The 19,527-nt window shown below is 57.7% G+C and carries 13 protein-coding genes, 3 tRNA genes and 2 rRNA genes (1 of these 18 running past the window's edge); 12 read left to right on the top strand and 6 right to left on the bottom strand.

The genetic code is table 11. The annotated features are described in order from the left end of the window. Positions 1 to 308: 308 nt before the first annotated feature. Positions 309 to 1,469 (top strand): acyl-CoA dehydrogenase, encoded by a 1,161-nt coding sequence (locus OIS53_RS14450; RefSeq protein WP_264679275.1) that lies wholly within the window; start codon positions 309 to 311, stop codon positions 1,467 to 1,469. Positions 1,470 to 1,627: 158 nt separating this feature from the next. After that, complete coding sequence (locus OIS53_RS14445) at positions 1,628 to 2,551, top strand: helix-turn-helix domain-containing protein (protein ID WP_264679274.1); 924 nt, start codon at positions 1,628 to 1,630, stop codon at positions 2,549 to 2,551. 166 nt (positions 2,552 to 2,717) lie between these two features. Here the strand turns inward: OIS53_RS14445 and OIS53_RS14440 are convergent, their stop codons facing one another. From OIS53_RS14440 to OIS53_RS14430, 3 genes are read right to left on the bottom strand one after another with little or no spacing between them, the layout of a single operon-like run. Then, entirely contained in the window at positions 2,718 to 3,527 is an 810-nt protein-coding gene (locus tag OIS53_RS14440) for a geranylgeranylglyceryl/heptaprenylglyceryl phosphate synthase (RefSeq protein WP_264679273.1), read from the bottom strand. Next, positions 3,451 to 4,206, bottom strand: a complete 756-nt coding sequence (locus OIS53_RS14435) for a hypothetical protein (RefSeq protein ID WP_264679272.1) — start codon at positions 4,204 to 4,206, stop codon at positions 3,451 to 3,453. The genes OIS53_RS14440 and OIS53_RS14435 overlap by 77 nt, the downstream gene beginning before the upstream one ends. 8 nt (positions 4,207 to 4,214) lie before the next feature. Next, positions 4,215 to 4,610, bottom strand: coding sequence for a phage holin family protein (locus OIS53_RS14430; RefSeq protein WP_264679271.1), 396 nt, complete (start codon positions 4,608 to 4,610; stop codon positions 4,215 to 4,217). A gap of 150 nt (positions 4,611 to 4,760) precedes the next feature. On the opposite strand from OIS53_RS14430, the gene OIS53_RS14425 reads away from it, so the two are divergent. Then, the gene (locus OIS53_RS14425) at positions 4,761 to 5,903 is read left to right on the top strand and encodes a J domain-containing protein (protein ID WP_264679270.1); all 1,143 of its coding nucleotides are present in this window, start codon (positions 4,761 to 4,763) and stop codon (positions 5,901 to 5,903) included. A 25-nt stretch (positions 5,904 to 5,928) separates the two neighbouring features. Here OIS53_RS14425 and OIS53_RS14420 read toward each other — a convergent pair whose 3' ends face one another. The 3 genes from OIS53_RS14420 to OIS53_RS14410 all read right to left on the bottom strand — a co-directional run bounded on the left by OIS53_RS14420 (position 5,929) and on the right by OIS53_RS14410 (position 9,201). Further along, positions 5,929 to 6,684 (bottom strand): MarR family winged helix-turn-helix transcriptional regulator, encoded by a 756-nt coding sequence (locus OIS53_RS14420; protein ID WP_264679269.1) that lies wholly within the window; start codon positions 6,682 to 6,684, stop codon positions 5,929 to 5,931. A gap of 302 nt (positions 6,685 to 6,986) precedes the next feature. Continuing rightward, positions 6,987 to 8,906, bottom strand: a complete 1,920-nt coding sequence (gene nagB, locus OIS53_RS14415) for a glucosamine-6-phosphate deaminase (protein WP_264679268.1) — start codon at positions 8,904 to 8,906, stop codon at positions 6,987 to 6,989. Positions 8,907 to 9,128: 222 nt separating this feature from the next. Then, a tRNA-Phe gene (locus OIS53_RS14410) sits at positions 9,129 to 9,201 on the bottom strand. 169 nt (positions 9,202 to 9,370) lie between these two features. Between OIS53_RS14410 and OIS53_RS14405 the strand changes: the two genes are divergently transcribed. The 9 genes from OIS53_RS14405 to OIS53_RS14365 form a co-directional block, all read left to right on the top strand. Continuing rightward, positions 9,371 to 10,759 carry a 4Fe-4S dicluster domain-containing protein gene (locus tag OIS53_RS14405; RefSeq protein ID WP_264679267.1) on the top strand — a complete coding sequence of 463 codons (1,389 nt, stop codon included), beginning with the start codon at positions 9,371 to 9,373 and terminating at the stop codon, positions 10,757 to 10,759. Positions 10,760 to 10,950: 191 nt separating this feature from the next. Continuing rightward, on the top strand, positions 10,951 to 11,805 hold the full coding sequence (locus OIS53_RS14400; protein ID WP_264682365.1) for a (Fe-S)-binding protein: 855 nt from the start codon (positions 10,951 to 10,953) through the stop codon (positions 11,803 to 11,805). Between the two features lie 131 nt (positions 11,806 to 11,936). Beyond that, entirely contained in the window at positions 11,937 to 12,464 is a 528-nt protein-coding gene (locus tag OIS53_RS14395; RefSeq protein WP_264679266.1) for a hypothetical protein, read from the top strand. Positions 12,465 to 12,536: 72 nt separating this feature from the next. After that, positions 12,537 to 14,480: an OmpA family protein gene (locus OIS53_RS14390; RefSeq protein ID WP_264679265.1), complete on the top strand. Its 1,944-nt coding sequence runs from the start codon at positions 12,537 to 12,539 to the stop codon at positions 14,478 to 14,480. Between the two features lie 195 nt (positions 14,481 to 14,675). Next, the gene (locus OIS53_RS14385; RefSeq protein WP_264679264.1) at positions 14,676 to 15,443 is read left to right on the top strand and encodes a DUF4476 domain-containing protein; all 768 of its coding nucleotides are present in this window, start codon (positions 14,676 to 14,678) and stop codon (positions 15,441 to 15,443) included. Positions 15,444 to 16,370: 927 nt separating this feature from the next. Beyond that, positions 16,371 to 17,884, top strand: a 16S ribosomal RNA gene (locus OIS53_RS14380). A 102-nt stretch (positions 17,885 to 17,986) separates the two neighbouring features. Next, a tRNA-Ile gene (locus tag OIS53_RS14375) sits at positions 17,987 to 18,060 on the top strand. Positions 18,061 to 18,094: 34 nt separating this feature from the next. Further along, a tRNA-Ala gene (locus OIS53_RS14370) sits at positions 18,095 to 18,168 on the top strand. Between the two features lie 224 nt (positions 18,169 to 18,392). Beyond that, positions 18,393 to 19,527, top strand: a 23S ribosomal RNA gene (locus OIS53_RS14365) (it continues 1,780 nt past the right edge of the window). The 16S and 23S rRNA genes sit together here with 2 tRNA genes alongside, the layout of an rRNA operon.

The following is a 19,527-nucleotide window of genomic DNA, read 5'->3' as shown; positions in this document are numbered from 1 at the left end:
GCGGGAGCTGTTGCAGCGTCTCTCTACCGGTCAACCAATCCAGTAGCTCTACTCCAACAGCTTCCACGTCCTGTCGCGCATGCTGCTTTTTCGCCGCCGCTCTGGTCTGCCAGGGTGGCGGTTTTGTTTTTGCAAGGGCTGGCCTCCTCAAGTGAAACTCTACGGCCGGATACGTGTTGTAGCAGAGCCACGCCAGGGTCGGCGGAGAATAACCGTGGCGGCTATTCTATCTGCCGAAACTGCCGTAAATTCGTGGCCTAATTCCCACCACACCCCCTCATTTTCAGGCCGTCGGGCCATTGCTGCGTATGCTGACCTCCACCCAATCGTCTATTTTCCAACTCACTGAGGAGCAGCTGGCCGTGCGCGACGCTGCCCGTGAATTTGCCCAGAGTGAGCTGTGGGCCGGCGTGATTGAACGCGACGAGCACCAGAAGTTTCCCGCCGAGCAAATCAAGAAGATGGGCGAGCTGGGCTTTATGGGCATGATGGTGAGCCCCGAGTACGGCGGCGGCGGTATGGACACGGTGAGCTACGTGCTGGCCATGGAGGAAATCAGCAAGGTGGATGCCTCCTGCTCGGTCATTATGTCGGTGAATAACTCGCTGGTTTGTTGGGGCCTGGAGAAGTACGGCACCGAGGAGCAGAAGCGGAAGTACCTGCCCGGCCTGACCTCCGGCGAAATCATCGGCGCCTTCTGCCTTTCCGAGCCCGAAGCCGGCTCCGACGCCACCATGCAGCGTACTACGGCCGAAGACAAAGGTGACCATTACCTCATCAACGGCACCAAGAACTGGATTACCAACGGCTCGTCGGCCTCGGTCTACATCGTTATTGCCCAAACCAACCCCGAGCTGAAGCACCGCGGCATCAACGCCATTATTGTGGAGCGCGACACGCCCGGCTTCGTAGTGGGCCCGAAAGAAAACAAGCTGGGCATCCGGGGCTCCGACACGCACTCGCTGATGTTCAACGACGTGAAAGTGCCCAAGGAGAACCGCATCGGTGAAGACGGCTTCGGCTTCAAGTTTGCTATGCAGGTGCTGGCCGGCGGCCGCATCGGCATTGCCGCGCAGGCGCTGGGCATTGCATCGGGTTCGTATGAGCTGGCTCTCAAGTATGCCAAGGAGCGCAAAGCCTTCGGGGTGCCGATTTCCCAGCACCAGGCTATTCAGTTCAAGCTGGCTGACATGGCTACCAACATCGACGCTGCCCGCCTGCTGTGCCTGCAAGCCGCCTACGACAAGGATATGCACCAGGACTACGCCAAATCGGGGGCTATGGCCAAGCTGTTTGCTTCCAGAATAGCCATGGAAACTTCCGTGGAGGCTGTTCAGGTGCACGGTGGTTACGGCTTCGTGAAGGAGTTCCACGTGGAGCGCCTCATGCGCGACGCCAAAATCACGCAGATTTACGAGGGAACTTCGGAGATTCAGAAAATTGTAATCTCGCGGGAAATCCTCAAATAAGGCCCTGTTTGCCCTAAATTCAGATATGTTGCACAAAACCCAGCCATTTTTTGGTTGGGTTTTGTGTTTTGTGAATTTTTATATGTTGTTTTGCATTAGTCAAGTCTATGGTGCTATTTTTCTGGCACCAATCACGTTTCCTCATCACCCGTCCGAAGATGGAAGATTACAATAAAGTCATCGAGTCGCTCGGTGTTCGGTACATCAAAGCGAAAAACCTGGTTCTGCAGCAGCCTTTCACTGTGAAGAACTCCTACGACGTAGGCAACAACCTGATTTTACTCCACAAGGGTCGCATCTCCTTTGGCGACGAAGACCAGGTGGTGGAAGAGGGGGAAATGCTGTTCATCCCCGGCGGCCGGGCTACCAAGGTCACCTACGGTGAGCCGTCCCCCAAAAGCATCACCAACGACGACCTTATTACCAACAAAGACAAGTTCTTCCATTCCAACACCGACCTCGACCTGATTGGCGACGCCGAGGAAAGCCACTCGTTTGTGAGCTTCGAGGCGAAGGTGTTTGATTCGGTCAACTTCTTCGCGTCGCTGGACGTGCCGGCCTTTCTTATCACGGGCAATTCTAAGCTGGCTAATCTGGTGATTAAGGTGGTGGAGGAAAGCCTCCAGGACCTGCCCGGCCGGGAGCGGCTCATCACCATCTACACCGAAAACATTGTGGTGGAGATTGTGCGCTACATTTTGAAGAACAAAATGTTTGTGGAGCAGCTGGCCACCAATAGCACCTACTTCAAGGACCCGCGTCTCATCGACTTGTTCAACTACATCAAGGAGAACATCGGCGGCGACCTGTCGAACAAAGTCCTATCGGGCGTGGCTAACGTAAGCGAGGACTACGTGGGCCAGTACTTCAAAATGCTGACCGGCATCAACCCCCAGGATTACATCGAGTATCAGCGCATGGAACGGGCCGTGTTCCTGCTCCGCACTACCAAGAAAAGCATCCGCGACATTGGCAAAGAAGTGGGCTACAAAGACACCGCCTACTTCTGCCGCCGCTTCAAGATGATGTTCGGCATCCCGGCCGGCAAGATGCGCCGCCGCGAATCGGCCATGAACATCTAACTACCACAGATAAGAACGGATAAGTAGACGGATTAAGCGGATGGTGGATTTTCTGATGAACAGTCCAGCATGCTTCTTCTACCTATTCGAGCAAATACATATTCGAGCAAAAAGGCCCTGACTTTCGGGGCCTTTTTCCTAGGTGCTGTATGTTATGCTGCCAGCGTTAGGCGAATGAGTGGCTGCGCCCGTTCAATCCATCCGAATATTCGTCCTTATTCGTGGTCTGGTTGAAGCTGTGGATCAGCTTGGACATGTCAGCCAAGAAATCGGGGGACTTTTCTACCTGGTTGCCTACTACGATGACGTCGGCGCCAGCGGTGAGGGCGGCCTGGGCTTTTTCGACCGTGTTGATGCCGCCACCCACGATGAGCGGCACTTCCACAGCTTGGCGCACCGCCCGAATCATAGCTGGCGCTACGGGGTACAGGGCGCCGCTGCCGCCGTCCAAGTACATCAGCCGCAGGCCCAGCTGCTCGCCCGCCATGGCCGTGCAGGCCGCAATACTGGGCTTGTCGTGCGGGAGGGGCGTGGTGCCGCTAACGTAGCTGGCTGTGGTTTGGCGGCCCGTATCGACCAGCATATAGCCGGTGGGCAGGATTTGCAGGTTGCTTTCCCGCAACCGAGGCGCCGCAATGACGTGCTGCCCAATCAAGAAATCGGGGTTACGGCCCGAAATCAGGGACAGGAGCAAGATGCCGTCGGCGTGGGCGTCGAGGTGCAGGCTGTGGCTCGGGAACAGCAGCACCGGCACCGCCGAGAGGCTCTTCAATAAACGAATGAGGGCAGCCTGATGATCGGTTGTCACCAAGCTGCCGCCCACAAAAAAGTAATCTACGGGGTGTTTATCCGCCAGCGCCAGCACATGTCGGCAGCCTGCTTCGTCGAGGTTGTCTGGGTCAAGCAGAATGGCCAGTGACTTCTGGCCGCGCATCCGGCGTTTGCTCAGAGCTTCGTAGAGGCTGGGAAGGCGCATCCGCGTCGTCGTGGAAAGTAAATTCTATGTCCTTGGTTTCGGGCTCCGCCGAAACCGTGCCGGATGGCGAAGACGCAAGGTCGGGATTTTTAAGCATTGGAAAATACTCCCCGGCTTTTTTCGCCGCAAAGGCCAGCAGCACCGCCGATGCCTGCGCTACCAGCATCTTGCCTGTGTTGGACTGTAGAAAATCATGCAGGAGAGAAGACTCTTCCACCGACGTGTTGTGCCGCTGTGTTATAATCGGGTAATTGCCTTCGCGTGACTCCGCCGAATAGCTTTGCGGCTGGAACGGGTCGGAATCGAAAGCTGAAGAAGTGTGCGTGCGGCCTCGGTCGTACTGATGGCGACCAGCGCCAAAATCCAGGTCATCGACCGTCTCTGATTCGACCTCGTACGGGTAGCGGCGCGGCGCGTTCTGTAGATAATGGCGGCTACGGGCGCGGTTATCGTGGTCGTCGTGGCCGTTCAACTCGTGCTTTTTTTTTCCGCCGAAGGCCTTTCTCAGCAGCCAGATGCCGCCCAGCACGCCGGCTCCAATAGCTACGTACTTGCCGATTTCCTGGGACTTAGCCTTGATTTCTTCGACTTCGCCCAGCAAGGCACGCTCATATTCCAGCTTCTGATGCTCCAGAAACTCTTTTTCGTCTTCGAACAGGGGGTTGTGCAGGTCAGCCATACGAATACTTAAGCTTGAGCTTGGCGTTTATCAGATTTGTAGATGGTGTTGTTGAGCAGCTTGTCGGCCAGCCCCTGAAACAGCTTTTTGTCGACACCCACCACGAAGATGATAAGCAGCAGCAGGTAGAAGCCCGCCACGATACCAAAGCCCCAGAACGGGCTGTCGAGGGCATCGTTAAGCAGCAGCGCAACAAATAAATTCAGGAACACAAAAAACAACAGGCCAATCAGAGCCAGCGCCACCCCATGCACGGTGCCCACGAAAGCGGTTTTTACTTTCTCCTGGGCTTCGAGGCGCACCAAGTCGATGCGCGTGTCGAGGTAGCCCATCAGGTTGCCCATGAGGTTGTCGGTGCGGGGCGTTTTGGTCGTGTCGTCGTCGTCGGTGGTGAAGAGGGCCATACGCGGGAGAAGATTTGCAGGAAAGGATGTTACAGCTTCTGACCCCCGAAAAAAGCCGCTCGACGGCGGTCTTTTCGGGTAGCCCCTTCATACGGAAAAGACGGCGGCGTGTCTGAAAATTGCCGTACTTTTACCTTATACGCCTGCAAGTTGAGCCAGAATCATTACCACGTATTGGGTGTGTCGATGACGGCCTCCGCCCACGAAATCAAGGTGGCGTACAAGCGGCTGGCAGTGCAGTACCACCCCGATAAGCACGGCGGCAACACGCGCTACGAAGAGCTGTTCAAGGCCGTGGCAGCGGCCTACCACATCCTTGGCGACCCTGGCCGCCGCGCCCAGTACGACTACCAGTTGCAGGCGGCAGCGCGCCGGGCCGAAGCCCAGCTTCGCCAGCAGCAGTTCCGGCAACAGTCGCAGCACGTGTACGGCGTGCCCATGCCGCCGCCCGCCCCGCTGCGCACCCGTCCGCCGGCGGGGTCCCGGGAGCGGCACTACCGCACCATTCCGCGCCAGCGCCCCAAGTTTACGCGCCGCGACCTGCGCTTTATTCTGCTGCTGATTGGCGGAATTATTCTGTTTGTGGTGGCTGTGCGCGTCACCATGTACCACGTCACGGCCGTGAGCAACTACGAGCGGGGGCTGGAGGCTTACCGCCGCCACCAGTGGAGCGCCGCGCACAGCTTTTTCTCCGAAGCCCTCCACTTCAAGCCCGACTACACTAATGCCCTGCGCCGCCGCGCCGAAATCGAGCAGCTGGCCTATCAGAACCCCAAAGCTGCTGTCGTCGATTATCGGGCCGCGCTGCGCCACACCACCGACGCCCGAGCCCAGGCCGGCCTGCTTACCCGTCTGGGCCAGAGTTTTCGGGCTTTGCATCAGTCCGATTCGGCGCGGGCCGTGCTGCGCCAGGCAGTGCACCTCGATTCCACGCAGGCGCGGGCCTGGCTGCTGCTAGGGGAGGGGCAACTATTTAAACAGCTGCGCTATGCTCAGGCCAATGCCAGCTTTACGGCTGGCTTGCGCCACACGCGTGGGGCTCCAACGGCTGTGGCCGCTCGGCTGCTGCTCTACCGCGGCCTGGCCCGCTACAAGCTCGGCGACCTGCGCGCCGCCCGCGCCGACTACTGGCAAGCCTTAATCCTGGCTCCGCACAGCGGGCAAACCTATTTTTTGCTGGGCCGGGTGGCGCAAAAGGAAGGAGATACGACGGAGGCCTGCGAGTTTTTTCGCCGGGCTGTGCTCATGGGCTACCAATACGCCGCCGAGCAGCGCCGGCAAACCTGCCCGTAGCCCTTCTGGGCAGCCAGCGCACACGTCAGCGGCTGCCCAGAAGGGTGTCGGGGGTGAGCTGGGGGCGGTTAGAGGGCTTACCGCCGGCGGCGTTTTGAAAAAAGGTCATGACTAGCGCCTCGAAGGAGGTGGGGCGGCTGCCCGCGAAGATGTCGTAGTGGAAGGCGTCGAGCTTGTGCAGCAGCAGTACCAGCTGCTGCCGCTCGGCGGGCGTGAGGTTGCCGGCGGCCATTTCGGCCACCTGGCTCATGGGCCCCAGCACCCGAAACAGCATGGCCTGGCCGGCTTTGGTGATGCGCAGTAGCTTGCTGCGCCGGTCGGTGGCGTGGGGCTCTTCGGTCAGGAACAGGTTGCGCTGCAAACGCCGGATGATTTCGGTGCCGGTGGCCTTTTCGTGGATGTTGCGCGCCATCAGCTCCGACTTGGTTTGGGGCCCTGCCGTGTACAAGGTCATCAGGTACGTGAAGTCGTCGAAGCTGACCAGGGGTGTGCCGGCCAGGGCCTGCCGGGCGTAGCCGCGCACGTAGCGGTATACAAACGTGAGCAGCTTGGTGATAAGCGACTCGGCCGTTTCGTGCTGGTCGGGCGTTACTCGGGCACCAGCTGGCAATGTGGGGCCGGGGTTGGGGGTAGCAGCCAAGGAAGCAGGAGCGGCCGCGGTGCTTTTGTGCTGTTGCAGCCAAGCGGCAAAGTCAGCGGGCGTGCTTTCGGCTGTGTCGCCCGTGCGACTCTCGTATTCTTCGAGCAGTGGAAGCAACTGCTGGAGTAGAGTGTACTTCATCAAGAAGGCAGCTTAATTAGCGTCAACTAACGCCCGGTCATCAAATATGGCAGGAAAGTGCATTATCCTACTTAATTAGAAGTAATTTGGTTGAATAAAAATGCTTCACCGTATAAAAATAATCTGTAATAGTATCAAAATGTACTAAATATTAGTTTCTGAGGCTGTTGAAGAAGACAGCAAATACAAAAGCCGCTATAAAATCATAGCGGCTCTTGTATCAAAAGGCACTCTCAGACTTTTACCCTCCCGCCTCTATTAAATCACCACATAGCGAATAATTGTGGGGCTGGGAAGAAAGCTCAGAAATGCCACCGTACGAAGGCCTCAATGGCTTCGTACTCGGGTAGGCCGAGCTGGTCGTAGAGTTGGGCGGTGGTGCGGTTGCGCTCCTCGGCCCGCTGCCAGAACTCGCGCTGGTCGGCTCCTGGGAACAGCGGCCGGTCCTTTTGCGACTGGTGCTTGAAAATAGCGCGGCGCTTGCGCGTCAGCTCCTGGGGGCTCAGGGGCACGGCCATTTCAATCTGGTGCACGTCCCACTCCTGCCAGGCCCCGCGGTACAGCCACACCCGGCAGTCCGATAGCCAAGCCGCACCCTGCGCCTTCAAGCGCTGAATAGCCTGGAAAATAGCCGACAAACAAACGCGGTGCGTGCCGTGCGGGTCGCTCAGGTCACCGGCGGCGTACACCTGGTGGGGCTGCACCCGCTCCAGCAACTCTATGGTCAGGCGAACGTCGTCCTCCCCCAAGGGCTTTTTGCGCACCCGGCCCGTTTCGTAGAAGGGCAGGTCCTGGAAGTGCACGTTTTCGTCGGGGATGCCGGCGTAACGGCAGGCAGCCTTGGCTTCACCCCGCCGAATCAACCCTTTAATCTGCTGCACCTCGGGCGAGTCGACCTGGCCGGGAGCCTTATTTTTCAGCGCATTCACCACGCGCCGGTACAACGACTCGGCCGGCTCCTCGTCCAGCCGAAACGCCTCGTCGTAGTCGGCTACAAACTCGGCAAAGCGGATGGCCTCGTCATCAAACACGGCAATATTGCCCGAGGTCTGGTAAGCCACATGCACCTCATGCCCTTGGTCGACGAGGCGCAGCAGCGTGCCACCCATTGAAATAACGTCGTCGTCGGGGTGGGGACTGAAGATGAGCACCCGCTTGGGAAAGGGCGTGGCCCGCTCCGGGCGGCTGGAGTCGTCGGCGTTGGGTTTGCCGCCGGGCCAGCCCGTAATGGTGCGCTGGAGCTGGTTGAACACCCGAATGTTGATGGTATACGCCAAGCCCTGGCCTGACTCAGCCAGCAAGTCGGAGAGGCCGTTTTCGTTGTAATCTTCGTCGGTGAGCTTCAGGATGGGCTTTTGCAGCTGCCGGCCCAGCCAGGTCACGGCCCGGCGCACCACGGCCTCGTCGTGCCAGTTGCTGGCCTCTCCCACCAGCCAGGGCGTTTTTATCCGCGTCAGCTCGGCCCCGGCGGCTTCATCGAGTACCACCTGCACACGGGGGTGGCGCTGCAGGTAGGTAGCCGGCACCGAGTCGGTTGGCTCGCCTTCCACCATGCGCTTCACCACGGCGGCCTTGCCTTCGCCCCAGGCCAGCAGCACCACCTCGCGGGCCTCCAGAATAGTGCCTACGCCCATCGTAATGGCGCGGCGCGGCACGTGTTCTTCCCCGTAGAAGTCAGAAGCGGCGTCGGTGCGGGTAATGTGGTCGAGCGTAATCAAACGGGTGCGCGACGTGGCCCCCGAGCCCGGCTCATTGAAGCCAATGTGGCCCGTGCGGCCAATGCCAAGCACCTGCAAGTCAATGCCACCAGCCTCCCGAATCTGCTCTTCATACCGGCGGCAAAAATCGGCCACGGCTTCCTTGGGCACGGTGCCATCCGGAATGTGCACGTTTTCGGGCCGGATGTCGATATGGTCAAACAAATACTCGTGCATAAACCGCACGTAGCTCTGCAGCGAGTCGGGCTGCATGGGGTAGTATTCGTCGAGGTTGAAGGTGATGACGCGCTGAAAGCTTAGCCCCTCCTCCTGGTGCAGGCGTACCAGCTCTTCGTAGAGGCGGGTGGGCGTGGAGCCCGTAGCCAGGCCCAGCACGCAGGGCTGGCCGTCGGCATTGCGCTGCCGGATAAGGCCGGCAATCTGACGAGCCACCGCCACGGAGGCCTGCTCCGAGTCGGGGTAGATGGTGGTCGGTATTCGTTCGGCGTGGGAAGAGTAAGACATCATACGCAGTTGGGAAAGAAAGTAGTAGACGTAGTGTTGGAGTTGCCTAGTTACTGACTTCCAGCCTGCTTAGCAATAGGGTATAGCAGTGTTTGTATAAACGTAATCTTCCTGACCCAGCACAAATAGCCCGTACTGCGAACCGCAGGAAGGCAGTATGGCCCGCACCAAAGCAAACAGCCCCCGTAAGTCAAACTTACGGGGGCTGTTCAGGTTAAGAAGTGGTAATGGTTGGAATCGAACCAACGACACCAGCATTTTCAGTGCTGTGCTCTACCAACTGAGCTACATTACCAGCTTGTCAAGTTCCCCTGAAAAGGCCTTGTGGCTATTGGGGAGCACAAAAGTAGCAAACCAGAATCAACCCGCAAGACTTTCGGCCAAAAAATCTTTCCACGGAAAAACGCGTAAAGTGTTATGCATACCGAGTATATTTCGGCCTAAACCCAAACCTACCCTTTCCTGTGCATTTCTCTATCCAAAACATTTTATTCCTGCTGGTGGCAGTGGCTGGCTTCGGCCTGTTTGCCTGGCAGGTCCGAAAGATCAGGGCCAACATTCAGGTGGGGCGCGACCGGGACATGAGCGGCCACGTGTCGGAGCGGCTCTGGAAAACCCTGCTGGTAGCTTTCGGGCAGCAGAAAATGTTCAAGCGTCTCACGCCGGCCGTGCTGCACCTGATTGTGTACGTTGGCTTCTTGGTTATCAACGTCGAGCTGATTGAAATACTGGTGGATGGCCTGTTTGGCACGCACCGGTTCCTGCAGTTTCTCGGGCCGGTGTACGACGTGCTCATGGCGACCAATGAAATCCTCGGCGCCCTGGTTATTCTGGCCGTGGTAGCCCTGTGGTGGCGGCGCAACGTGCAGGGTGTCCGCCGCTTTACGGGCCCCGAGATGCGCGCCTGGCCCCGGCTCGATGCCAACGTTATCCTCTACATTGAAGTGGTGCTGATGACGGCTCTGTTTACCATGAACACCGCCGACCTGAAGTGGCACCAGCTGCAAGACCTCGACATGCCGGGCACTTTCCCGATCAGCAGCCTGCTCACCGGCCTGTTTCCCGATAATCTCACGGCTCTGCACGTGCTGGAGCGCGTGGGCTGGTGGGCGCACATTGTGGGTATCCTGCTGTTTCTGAACTACCTGCCCAGCTCCAAGCACTTCCACATCATCATGGCTTTCCCGAACGTGTACTTCTCGCGGCTGGTGCCGCAGGGGCAGTTCTCGAACGTGGACAGCATCACCCACGAGGTGAAGGCCATGATGGACCCCAGCTACCAGGTGCCCGCCCCGGCCACTGCCCCTGACGGCTCGGCTGCCGCACCCACACCGTTCGGCGCCAAAGACGTGGACGACCTGGCCTGGACCAACCTGCTTAACGCGTACTCCTGCACCGAGTGCGGGCGCTGCACGGCCGTGTGCCCGGCCAACCTGACCGGCAAGCTTCTCTCGCCCCGCAAAATTATGATGGACACCCGCGACCGGGTGGAGGAGAAGTATAACTCGCCGCTGATTTTCAGCCCCAACCTGTATGGGCAAGAGGCCAAGCACGGCACCCAGGAGCAGCTTGACCGGGAAAACCACACCCTGCTGCGCGGCTACGTGACGCCCGAGGAGCTGTGGGCCTGCACCACCTGCAATGCCTGCGTCGAGGCCTGCCCCGTTAACATCAACCCGCTGGAAAGCATCGTGGAAATGCGCCGCTTCCTGGTGCTGGAAGAGTCGGCCGCGCCTAACTCCCTGAACGTCATGTTCTCCAACATCGAAAACAACGGCGCCCCCTGGGCCTTCTCGCCCTCCGACCGGTTCAATTGGGCCGACGACCTGTACGTGACGGAGAAAGGGGCTTAGGAACTTAGGGGCTTGGGGACTTAGATCAAGCATCCTCCCCAATCCTCAGCCTAGCTTTTGCCTGATTGTGAAGCAAAGAAGACATATCTAACCAGTGAAATGGGGCTGCCCTCTGTCGGTCTGCATCTAAGACCCTAAGCCCCTAAGACCCCAAGTCCCTAATGGAAAAACGTCAAATCAACGTCCCGATGATGGCCGACCTGGCCGCGCGGGGTGAAACGCCGGAAGTGCTGTTCTGGGTCGGCTGCGCCGGCGCCTTCGACGACCGGTACAAGCGCGTGACGCGGGCTTTTGTGCGCATCCTGGAGCACGTAGGCGTGAAATACGCCGTGCTGGGCATGGAAGAAACCTGCACCGGCGACCCAGCCAAGCGGGCCGGCAACGAGTTCCTGTTTCAGATGCAAGCCATGCAGAACATTACCACGTTCAATGGCTACGGCATCAAGAAGGTGGTAACAGCCTGCCCGCACTGCTTCAATACCATCAAAAACGAATATCCGGCCCTCGGCGGCGAGTACGAGGTCATCCACCACAGCACCTTTTTGCAGCAGCTCATCAACGAGGGCCGCGTGAAAGCCGAGGGGGGCGAGTCGTTCAAGGGCCGCCGCATTACCTTCCACGACTCCTGCTACCTGGGACGCGCCAACGACATCTACGAAGCTCCGCGCGCCGTCCTGGAGGCTTTAGATGCCGACCTGCTGGAAATGAAGCGTAGCAAGGCCAACGGCCTCTGCTGCGGGGCCGGCGGCGCCCAGATGTGGAAAGAGCCCGAACCCGGCAAAAAAGACATCAACATCGAACGGACCGAAGAAGCCCTGGCCACGCTCGACGGCGACGCCGACGTGCTCCTGAACCTGCGCGGCGTGGAAAGCACTGCCCCACCGCTGCCCGCCGGCTCCAACCGCGGCGGCAGCGTTATTGCCGTGGCCTGTCCCTTCTGCATGACCATGATGGCCGACGGCGTGAAAAACAAAGAGCGGGAATCGGACGTGCAGGTGTTTGACCTAGCCGAGCTGATTGCCTCGGCCGAAGGCATCAATGCCTAAAGTGAAAGTAGATCATTAAAAATGAATTGTTAGACAGCCCCGCCGGAACTTCTCGGCGGGGCTGTTTCTTTGTGGGAATAAGAAGCTGCCCCGGCTACGATGGGGGCTAGCAGTTCCAGCATTTTAAGTTTATGTACACTCCTTTTAATCAGCTGCCGGCCTCAGCTCGGATATGGATCTACCAAGCCAGCCGTCCGCTTACCGTCACTGAGCAGGCCTCCATTGAGCCGCTGCTTCAGCGCTTCGCTGAGGAATGGACCAGCCACGGCCGCACGCTAGCGGCATCAGCGGCGGTGCTGCATCAGCAGTTCCTCGTCATTGGCCTCGACGAAGCCGTGGCCGACGCTAGTGGCTGCTCCATCGACGCCTCAGTGCGGTTTGTGCATAGCCTGGAGGAACAGCTGGGCGTGGAACTGCTCGAAAAATCCCGGCTAGCCTTTCTGCTAGGGGAGGAGGTGCGCCTGCTCGACCGGCGCCAGTTGCGCGAGGCCGTAGCCACGGGGCTCATTGGGCCCGAAACGCCGTATTTCGACAACACCATCAGCCAACACGGGCAGCTGCAAACCGTTTGGCCCGCTCCGGCTGGGCGCACGTGGCTGGCCCGCTACTTCCAGCCCACGGGCACGCCGGTGCCTCATCTTGCTTCCGAACCTGGTTAATCTTAGTATACTTACCCCCCGAACGGTGTTTTCCGTTGTAGGGCCGTACCCCTTCCTTTTCCCGACGTCGTTATGAAACCCTATGCTATACTAGGCGCCACCTTGGGCGCAGCAGCTCTGCTCAGCGGATGCGCCACCACCGGCGGCCTCAGCAAAGCCGATAAGCGCTTTGCCCGCGGCGAATACGAAGCTGCCATTGCTTTATATAAGAAGGATGTGGCCAAGGGCAAGCAAACAGCCCTGCCCAACTTCCGCATTGCCGAGTCGTACCGGCTGTCGAACCGTATTGAGCTGGCTGAGCCCTTTTACAAAGTGGCCTTGGATGCTAAAGTGAAAAGCGCCGACGCTGGCTTCTACTACGCCCAGGCGCTAAAAGCCGCTGGCAAAACCGAGGAAGCTGCTGCCCAGTTTGAGCGGTACGCCGAAAGCGGCAGCAACCGAACCTTGGCTGAGCGGGCCGCCGTGGAGGCCAAAAACGCCCGCGTAGCCACCACCCTGCTTACGGCCAGCACCAACAACAAAGTGCAGCCCCTGGACCAGATCAACTCTCCATCTTCTGATTTCGGCGCCACGCGCATGCCCGATACCAAGGAGCTGGTATTTGCCTCGGGACGGGAAGGCAAGATGTATCCCGGCAACGGCGAAGGATTTAACGACCTGTACGCCATCAAGTTCGAGGACGACAAGCAGCTCACCGGCGGCACGGTTCGCAAACTGGAGCCCATCTTCAACTCCGACAACAAGCACGAGGCCAGCGCCACCTACTCGCCCGATGGCAAGATGATGGTGTTTGCCCGCTCCAACGACGGTTCCAAGAAGCAGGCAAAAGACGGTTTTCTGAGCGTGGATCTGTTTGTATCCTACCTGCGCGGCGGCGCTTGGACCGAGCCCGAGCTGGTGCGTGGCCTCAACAGCCGCACCGCCGACGACTTCTCCCCGGTATTCTCCCCCGATGGACAAACCCTCTATTTCGCCTCGTCGCGGAAGGGCGGCCTCGGTGGCACCGACCTGTATAAGGCTACCATGGAAAGCCCCGGCCGTTTCTCTGCGCCTGAAAACCTCGGCGACCAAATCAATACGGCTGGCAATGAAAGTTTCCCCGCTATTTCGCCCGGCGGCCAGTTGTACTTCTCCTCCGACGGCCACCCCGGCCTGGGCAAGCTCGATTTGTTTAAAGTCGAAAAAGGCAAAGTGGTCAACCTCGGCGTACCCATCAACAGCCCCGGCGACGACTTCGCTCCTTTTTTCACTGAGCAGAAGACGGGCGTATTCTCCTCCAATCGGGCCGGTGGCAAAGGCTCCGACGACCTGTATCTGTTCCGCGAAAACCTGCTGAAGCTGGTCACTTTCATTGTCGATGGCACCGTGGTGGAGCGCAACGATAAAACGGGCAGAACTGCACCTCTCGCCAACGAAAATGTGGTGCTTTTTGACAGCAAAGGCCGCAAGCTTCAGGAAGTTACCACCGACCCCGCCGGTAAATTCAGCATCCGGCTCGATACTGCGGCTACCACTTACTCGCTGATAGCCGACCGCCCAGGCTATTTTACGGCTCGCAACGCCCTGAGCACCGTGGGCCGCCGGCCGCCGCAGTCGGAACTGCCCAATGAGATGAACGAGGTGAAGGTCCCTGTGACCCTGACGCTCGCGCCCATCGTTAAGAACAAAGCTATTGTAGTCGAAAACATCTTCTACGACTACGACAAAGCTAATATCCGCCCCGACGCGGCCGTGGAGCTCGATAAGCTGGTACAAACACTTAACGACAACCCCAACATCACCATCGAGCTTAGCTCCCATACCGACTCGCGGGGTAAGGAAGCCTACAACCAGCAGCTCTCACAGCGCCGCGCCGAATCAGCCGTTGCATACATTATATCGAAGGGTATTACTCCGTCCCGCATCACGGCCCGCGGTTACGGTGAAACTCGCCCGGTACTTAAAAATGCCAAAACAGAAGACGAATACCAGCGCAACCGCCGTACTGAGTTCAAAGTGACCAAGATTAGCGAGTAGAAGCCGTTTCCTCACAAAAAGCACAAGTCCGCCGCGCTAGCTAGCGCGGCGGACTTGTGCTTTCTGGAGAATAAGAGCGTCTGTTCTCCCAACGGAATCCACGCCTATCCTGGCAGCTCATCCGACTCGCAACTTGGCATAGAACTTGGCTAAATCCAGCCGAGCAACTTGGTGCTCGATTAAGCTTTGTCCGTTATGAAAAAGGCACTTCTTTTCTGCGTTAGTCTATGCTTACTGCTGAGCAATGCGCTCCAGGCCGCCCCAGCAGTTGTCAACTTCTCCTCTGAGCGTGGCATTCCTTTTTATCTCAGCATTGATGGATACCCCCTGACTCCAGGGGGCACTCGCCAGGTCCGCCTTGATCGTCTACGACCCGGTTTGCACTGGGCAGAATTCGTTATTCCCGTTTCCTACGGCCGAAATATCAATTACCGCACAAAGATTTTTTTAGATCCTGGTTTGGAAACAAGCTATGTTCTACTAACCCGTAATGGGTTTCCGCCTGAGCTACGGAAAATATCGGCTATGCCCATTCAGCGGGGCGGCTACTACGGTGGGCCCCGTGGCCCATATCCCCCCGTTCGTCCGTCACGCCCCAGCCCTGACTATGACACCCACTACCCTGACCAAGGCCCGTACGGCAATGAGCCAGCTTATCCCGCCCACTCGTATATACTGTCTCCGCAAGAGGCCGACGAGCTACTGCAAACCGTCCAACGTCAATCTTTCGACGACAACAAGCTAGCCCTCATTCGCGAAGCACTCCACGAAACCAGCCTTCCCGCTGATGACGCCCGCCGTCTAGTGAGCACCATATCGTTTGACCGCAACCGCATCGAGTTAGCTAAATACCTGTACACCCGCGTCGCCGACCGTCAGAATTTTTACCGTGTGTACGATGTCTTCCAATTCCAGTCCAGCATCCGCGAGGTACAGCAATATATAGAGTCCCACCGTCCATGAATAGATTGATGATTGAATACAGAAAAGGCTCCTGCAAAGTGCAGGAGCCTTTTCTGTGCCAGAACCAAGCTTTTCTTATAAGTATAAGTAATTGTCGGCCTAGTCTATAGATGCCCCAAGGCAAACTCCAGCAGGATTTTGGAGCGGAAACAAGGTCCAAGCAGTTAGCCACCCTGCCGCCCCCAGGGCCTTGGTACCAGAGGGAGTTGATAAAAAAGTTGTTTAGGGGGAGCTTGTGTTACTACGGCTCGAAAGCATATCTTTGCAGCCCGTTTCAGTCGGAGGCGGTCGGCCGCGCTGGGCCGCTAGAAAAAAAGTTAGGCTAGTGCTTGCATGAGTTGATGGAGTGAGTGTATCTTTGCAGCCCGTTTCGATTGGAAGCGGGAAACAACGGGTAGATAGTTCCTGGTAAAAGCCAACTGGCAGCTGAGCTCGTAGGCTAGGTCGATTGGCAAAAACCGATCCTGGGTTAGTCTGCTAGCGGAAAGAGAGTAAGACTTTCTGTGAGTGGGAACTTGGAAAAGAGCTAGTGGGTTGGTACCTTTGCCTCCCCAAAGCACCGGGCCTGCACGGGGAGACGCGACGGGCCGGCGAGCAAAAAAAGTTTTGCTTGGGGCTTGCGGGGAAGCGGCAGGAAGGTGTAGTTTTGCAGCCCGCTTCGCTCGGAGGCGGGAAAGTAGTAATGAATGATAGCAGAAAGGCTTAGGGTCGCTAAGCCACTGGATCTTCTCCGGTAGGGAGGGGATAGACGTTCTTTGAATAGCTGGAAAAGACAATTGGGTAAGGGCTGCCCACCTGCGGGTGGGCGGTTTGGAACTGGCGCGTGGGGCGCTGCGTCCGGGCTCTGGCCATAAGCTGGACCGGGGCGGGGGGTACCCACCGCAGAAGACACGGCTGCTGCTGAAGCAGCAGCGAACAGGATTTTCTACAATGGAGAGTTTGATCCTGGCTCAGGATGAACGCTAGCGGCAGGCCTAATACATGCAAGTCGAACGGATGCAGCAATGCATTAGTGGCGCACGGGTGCGTAACGCGTAACCAACCTGCCCGTGACTGGGGGATAGCCCGCCGAAAGGCGGATTAATACCGCATAAGACTATCGAGAGGCATCTTTTGGTAGTTAAAGATTTATTGGTCACGGATGGGGTTGCGTAGCATTAGCTAGTTGGCGGGGTAAAGGCCCACCAAGGCGACGATGCTTAGGGGACCTGAGAGGGTGATCCCCCACACTGGCACTGAGATACGGGCCAGACTCCTACGGGAGGCAGCAGTAGGGAATATTGGGCAATGGCCGAGAGGCTGACCCAGCCATGCCGCGTGCCGGAAGAAGGCCTTCTGGGTTGTAAACGGCTTTTGCCAGGGAAGAAAAAGTGGGATGCGTCCTACACTGACGGTACCTGGTGAATAAGCACCGGCTAACTCCGTGCCAGCAGCCGCGGTAATACGGAGGGTGCAAGCGTTGTCCGGATTTATTGGGTTTAAAGGGTGCGTAGGCGGCTTGTTAAGTCCGGGGTGAAAGCCCACTGCTCAACAGTGGAACTGCCCTGGATACTGGCGGGCTTGAGTCCAGACGAGGTTGGCGGAATAGACGGTGTAGCGGTGAAATGCATAGATACCGTCTAGAACCCCGATTGCGAAGGCAGCTGACTAGGCTGGTACTGACGCTGAGGCACGAAAGCGTGGGGAGCGAACAGGATTAGATACCCTGGTAGTCCACGCCGTAAACGATGGATACTCGCTGGTGGCGACAGACGGTCACTGGCTTAGCGAAAGCGGTAAGTATCCCACCTGGGGAGTACGCCCGCAAGGGTGAAACTCAAAGGAATTGACGGGGGCCCGCACAAGTGGTGGAGCATGTGGTTTAATTCGATGATACGCGAGGAACCTTACCTAGGCTAGAATGCGCGTGACCGGCTCAGAGATGGGCCTTTCCTTCGGGACACAAAGCAAGGTGCTGCATGGCCGTCGTCAGCTCGTGCCGTGAGGTGTTGGGTTAAGTCCCGCAACGAGCGCAACCCCTATGTTTAGTTGCCAGCGCGTCAAGGCGGGGACTCTAGACAGACTGCCTGCGCAAGCAGTGAGGAAGGCGGGGACGACGTCAGGTCATCATGGCCCTTACGCCTAGGGCTACACACGTGCTACAATGGGCGGTACAGCGGGTTGCTACTGGGTGACCAGATGCCAATCTCAAAAAACCGTTCTCAGTTCGGATCGAAGTCTGCAACTCGACTTCGTGAAGCTGGAATCACTAGTAATCGCGTATCAGCCATGACGCGGTGAATACGTTCCCGGGCCTTGTACACACCGCCCGTCAAGCCATGGAAGTCTGGTAGACCTGAAGCCGGTGCTCGTCACAGAAGCCGGTTAGGGTAGAACAGGTAACTGGGGCTAAGTCGTAACAAGGTAGCCGTACCGGAAGGTGCGGCTGGATCACCTCCTTTCTGGAGCGCGTGGGGACCACGAGTCCCGCTCGCCAGCGCCCCCCACCCATGCGTCTTTTTCTGGCTATTCAACGTTTTTTCGGATTCGACGAAAGTCGACCCGGGCTTGTAGCTCAGGTGGTTAGAGCGCTACACTGATAATGTAGAGGTCCGTGGTTCGAGTCCACGCAGGCCCACTCTGTCTGGCGTAAGGTTAGACATGAATCAACCGGGGGATTAGCTCAGCTGGCTAGAGCACCTGCCTTGCACGCAGGGGGTCAACGGTTCGAATCCGTTATCCTCCACTACAACATAACTGCTGATTGAGCGGATGTGCTGGGTGGATGATTCTTGGAATGGTCTAGAATAACTAGTCTATCTCCCATTGTTGCTCAAATGGAGCATCATACGTTCTTTGACATAAAGGCAATACGAGTAAGAAGGGCGGAGTGCGTGGTCTGGTGGCCACGCCCGTACAGTGGCTGCTTGCTGCTCCTGCTTTCGGGCACGGGTAGTGGGTAGCCCGCCAAGAGAAACAGACAAGAGCACACGGGGGATGCCTAGGCTCTCAGAGGCGAGGAAGGACGTGATAAGCTGCGAAAAGGTCCGGGGATTGGCACATACGAGGTGATCCGGGCATATCCGAATGGGGCAACCCCCTTGGGTGAAGCCCAAGGATCTATCTTCTTACTAGAGGGTAGAGGCAAACGCGGGGAACTGAAACATCTAAGTACCCGCAGGAACAGAAAATAACTAATGATTCCCCTAGTAGTGGCGAGCGAACGGGGAGGAGCCCAAACCGGGGTGGTTACGGCCACCGCGGGGTTGTAGGACCTCAGCATCTGATTATTCTACTTTAGCTGAATGGCATGGGAAGGCCAACCAGAGACGGTGAGAGTCCGGTAAGCGAGCGAGTAGGGTACAGTAGAGGACTCCTGAGTAGGGCGGGGCCGGAGACACCCTGTCCGAATCCAGCGGCACCATCCGCTAAGGCTACATACTCCTGAGAGACCGATAGTGAACTAGTACCGTGAGGGAAAGGTGAAAAGAACCGGGAATACCGGAGTGAAAAGAACCTGAAACCGTGTGCTTACAAGCAGTGAGAGGGCTTTAGTGGCCTGATCGCGTGCCTTTTGCATAATGAGCCTACGAGTTACTCCTCTCTGGCAAGGTTAAAGGCGTTGACGCCTGGAGCCGCAGCGAAAGCGAGTCTGAATAGGGCGCAGAGTCAGAGGGGGTAGACGCGAAACTTTGTGAGCTACCCATGAGCAGGCTGAAGGTTGGGTAACACCAACTGGAGGGCCGAACCAGTTTCCGTTGAAAAGGATTTGGATGACTTGTGGGTAGGGGTGAAAGGCCAATCAAACTGAGAAATAGCTCGTACTCCCCGAAATGTATTTAGGTACAGCGTCGGCGTGGAGTTACTAGGAGGTAGAGCTACCGATAGGACTAGGGGGTGTCACAGCCTACCGAATCCTGACGAACTCCGAATGCCTAGTAATATAGCCGGCAGTGAGGCCTGGGGTGCTAAGGTCCCAGGCCGAGAGGGAAAGAACCCAGACCATCCGCTAAGGTCCCTAAATTCGGACTAAGTTGAACAAAGGAGGTCCACTTGCTTTGACAGCCAGGAGGTTGGCTTGGAAGCAGCCATTCCTTTAAAGAGT

This window comes from Hymenobacter sp. YIM 151500-1 (genome assembly GCF_025979885.1).
In the GTDB taxonomy this organism is placed as follows: Bacteria; Bacteroidota; Bacteroidia; order Cytophagales; family Hymenobacteraceae; genus Hymenobacter.
This window is presented reverse-complemented; position numbering and strand designations above follow the sequence as displayed.

Bases quoted from the DNA above. Each gene is read 5' to 3' on its own strand.
- OIS53_RS14450 (WP_264679275.1), top strand. From the start codon at position 309: ATGCTGACCTCCACCCAATCGTCTATTTTCCAACTCACTGAGGAGCAG.
- OIS53_RS14445 (WP_264679274.1), top strand. From the start codon at position 1,628: ATGGAAGATTACAATAAAGTCATCGAGTCGCTCGGTGTTCGGTACATC.
- OIS53_RS14440 (WP_264679273.1), bottom strand. From the start codon at position 3,527: ATGCGCCTTCCCAGCCTCTACGAAGCTCTGAGCAAACGCCGGATGCGC.
- OIS53_RS14435 (WP_264679272.1), bottom strand. From the start codon at position 4,206: ATGGCTGACCTGCACAACCCCCTGTTCGAAGACGAAAAAGAGTTTCTG.
- OIS53_RS14430 (WP_264679271.1), bottom strand. From the start codon at position 4,610: ATGGCCCTCTTCACCACCGACGACGACGACACGACCAAAACGCCCCGC.
- OIS53_RS14420 (WP_264679269.1), bottom strand. From the start codon at position 6,684: ATGAAGTACACTCTACTCCAGCAGTTGCTTCCACTGCTCGAAGAATAC.
- nagB (WP_264679268.1), bottom strand. From the start codon at position 8,906: ATGTCTTACTCTTCCCACGCCGAACGAATACCGACCACCATCTACCCC.
- OIS53_RS14400 (WP_264682365.1), top strand. From the start codon at position 10,951: ATGGCCGACCTGGCCGCGCGGGGTGAAACGCCGGAAGTGCTGTTCTGG.
- OIS53_RS14395 (WP_264679266.1), top strand. From the start codon at position 11,937: ATGTACACTCCTTTTAATCAGCTGCCGGCCTCAGCTCGGATATGGATC.
- OIS53_RS14390 (WP_264679265.1), top strand. From the start codon at position 12,537: ATGAAACCCTATGCTATACTAGGCGCCACCTTGGGCGCAGCAGCTCTG.
- OIS53_RS14385 (WP_264679264.1), top strand. From the start codon at position 14,676: ATGAAAAAGGCACTTCTTTTCTGCGTTAGTCTATGCTTACTGCTGAGC.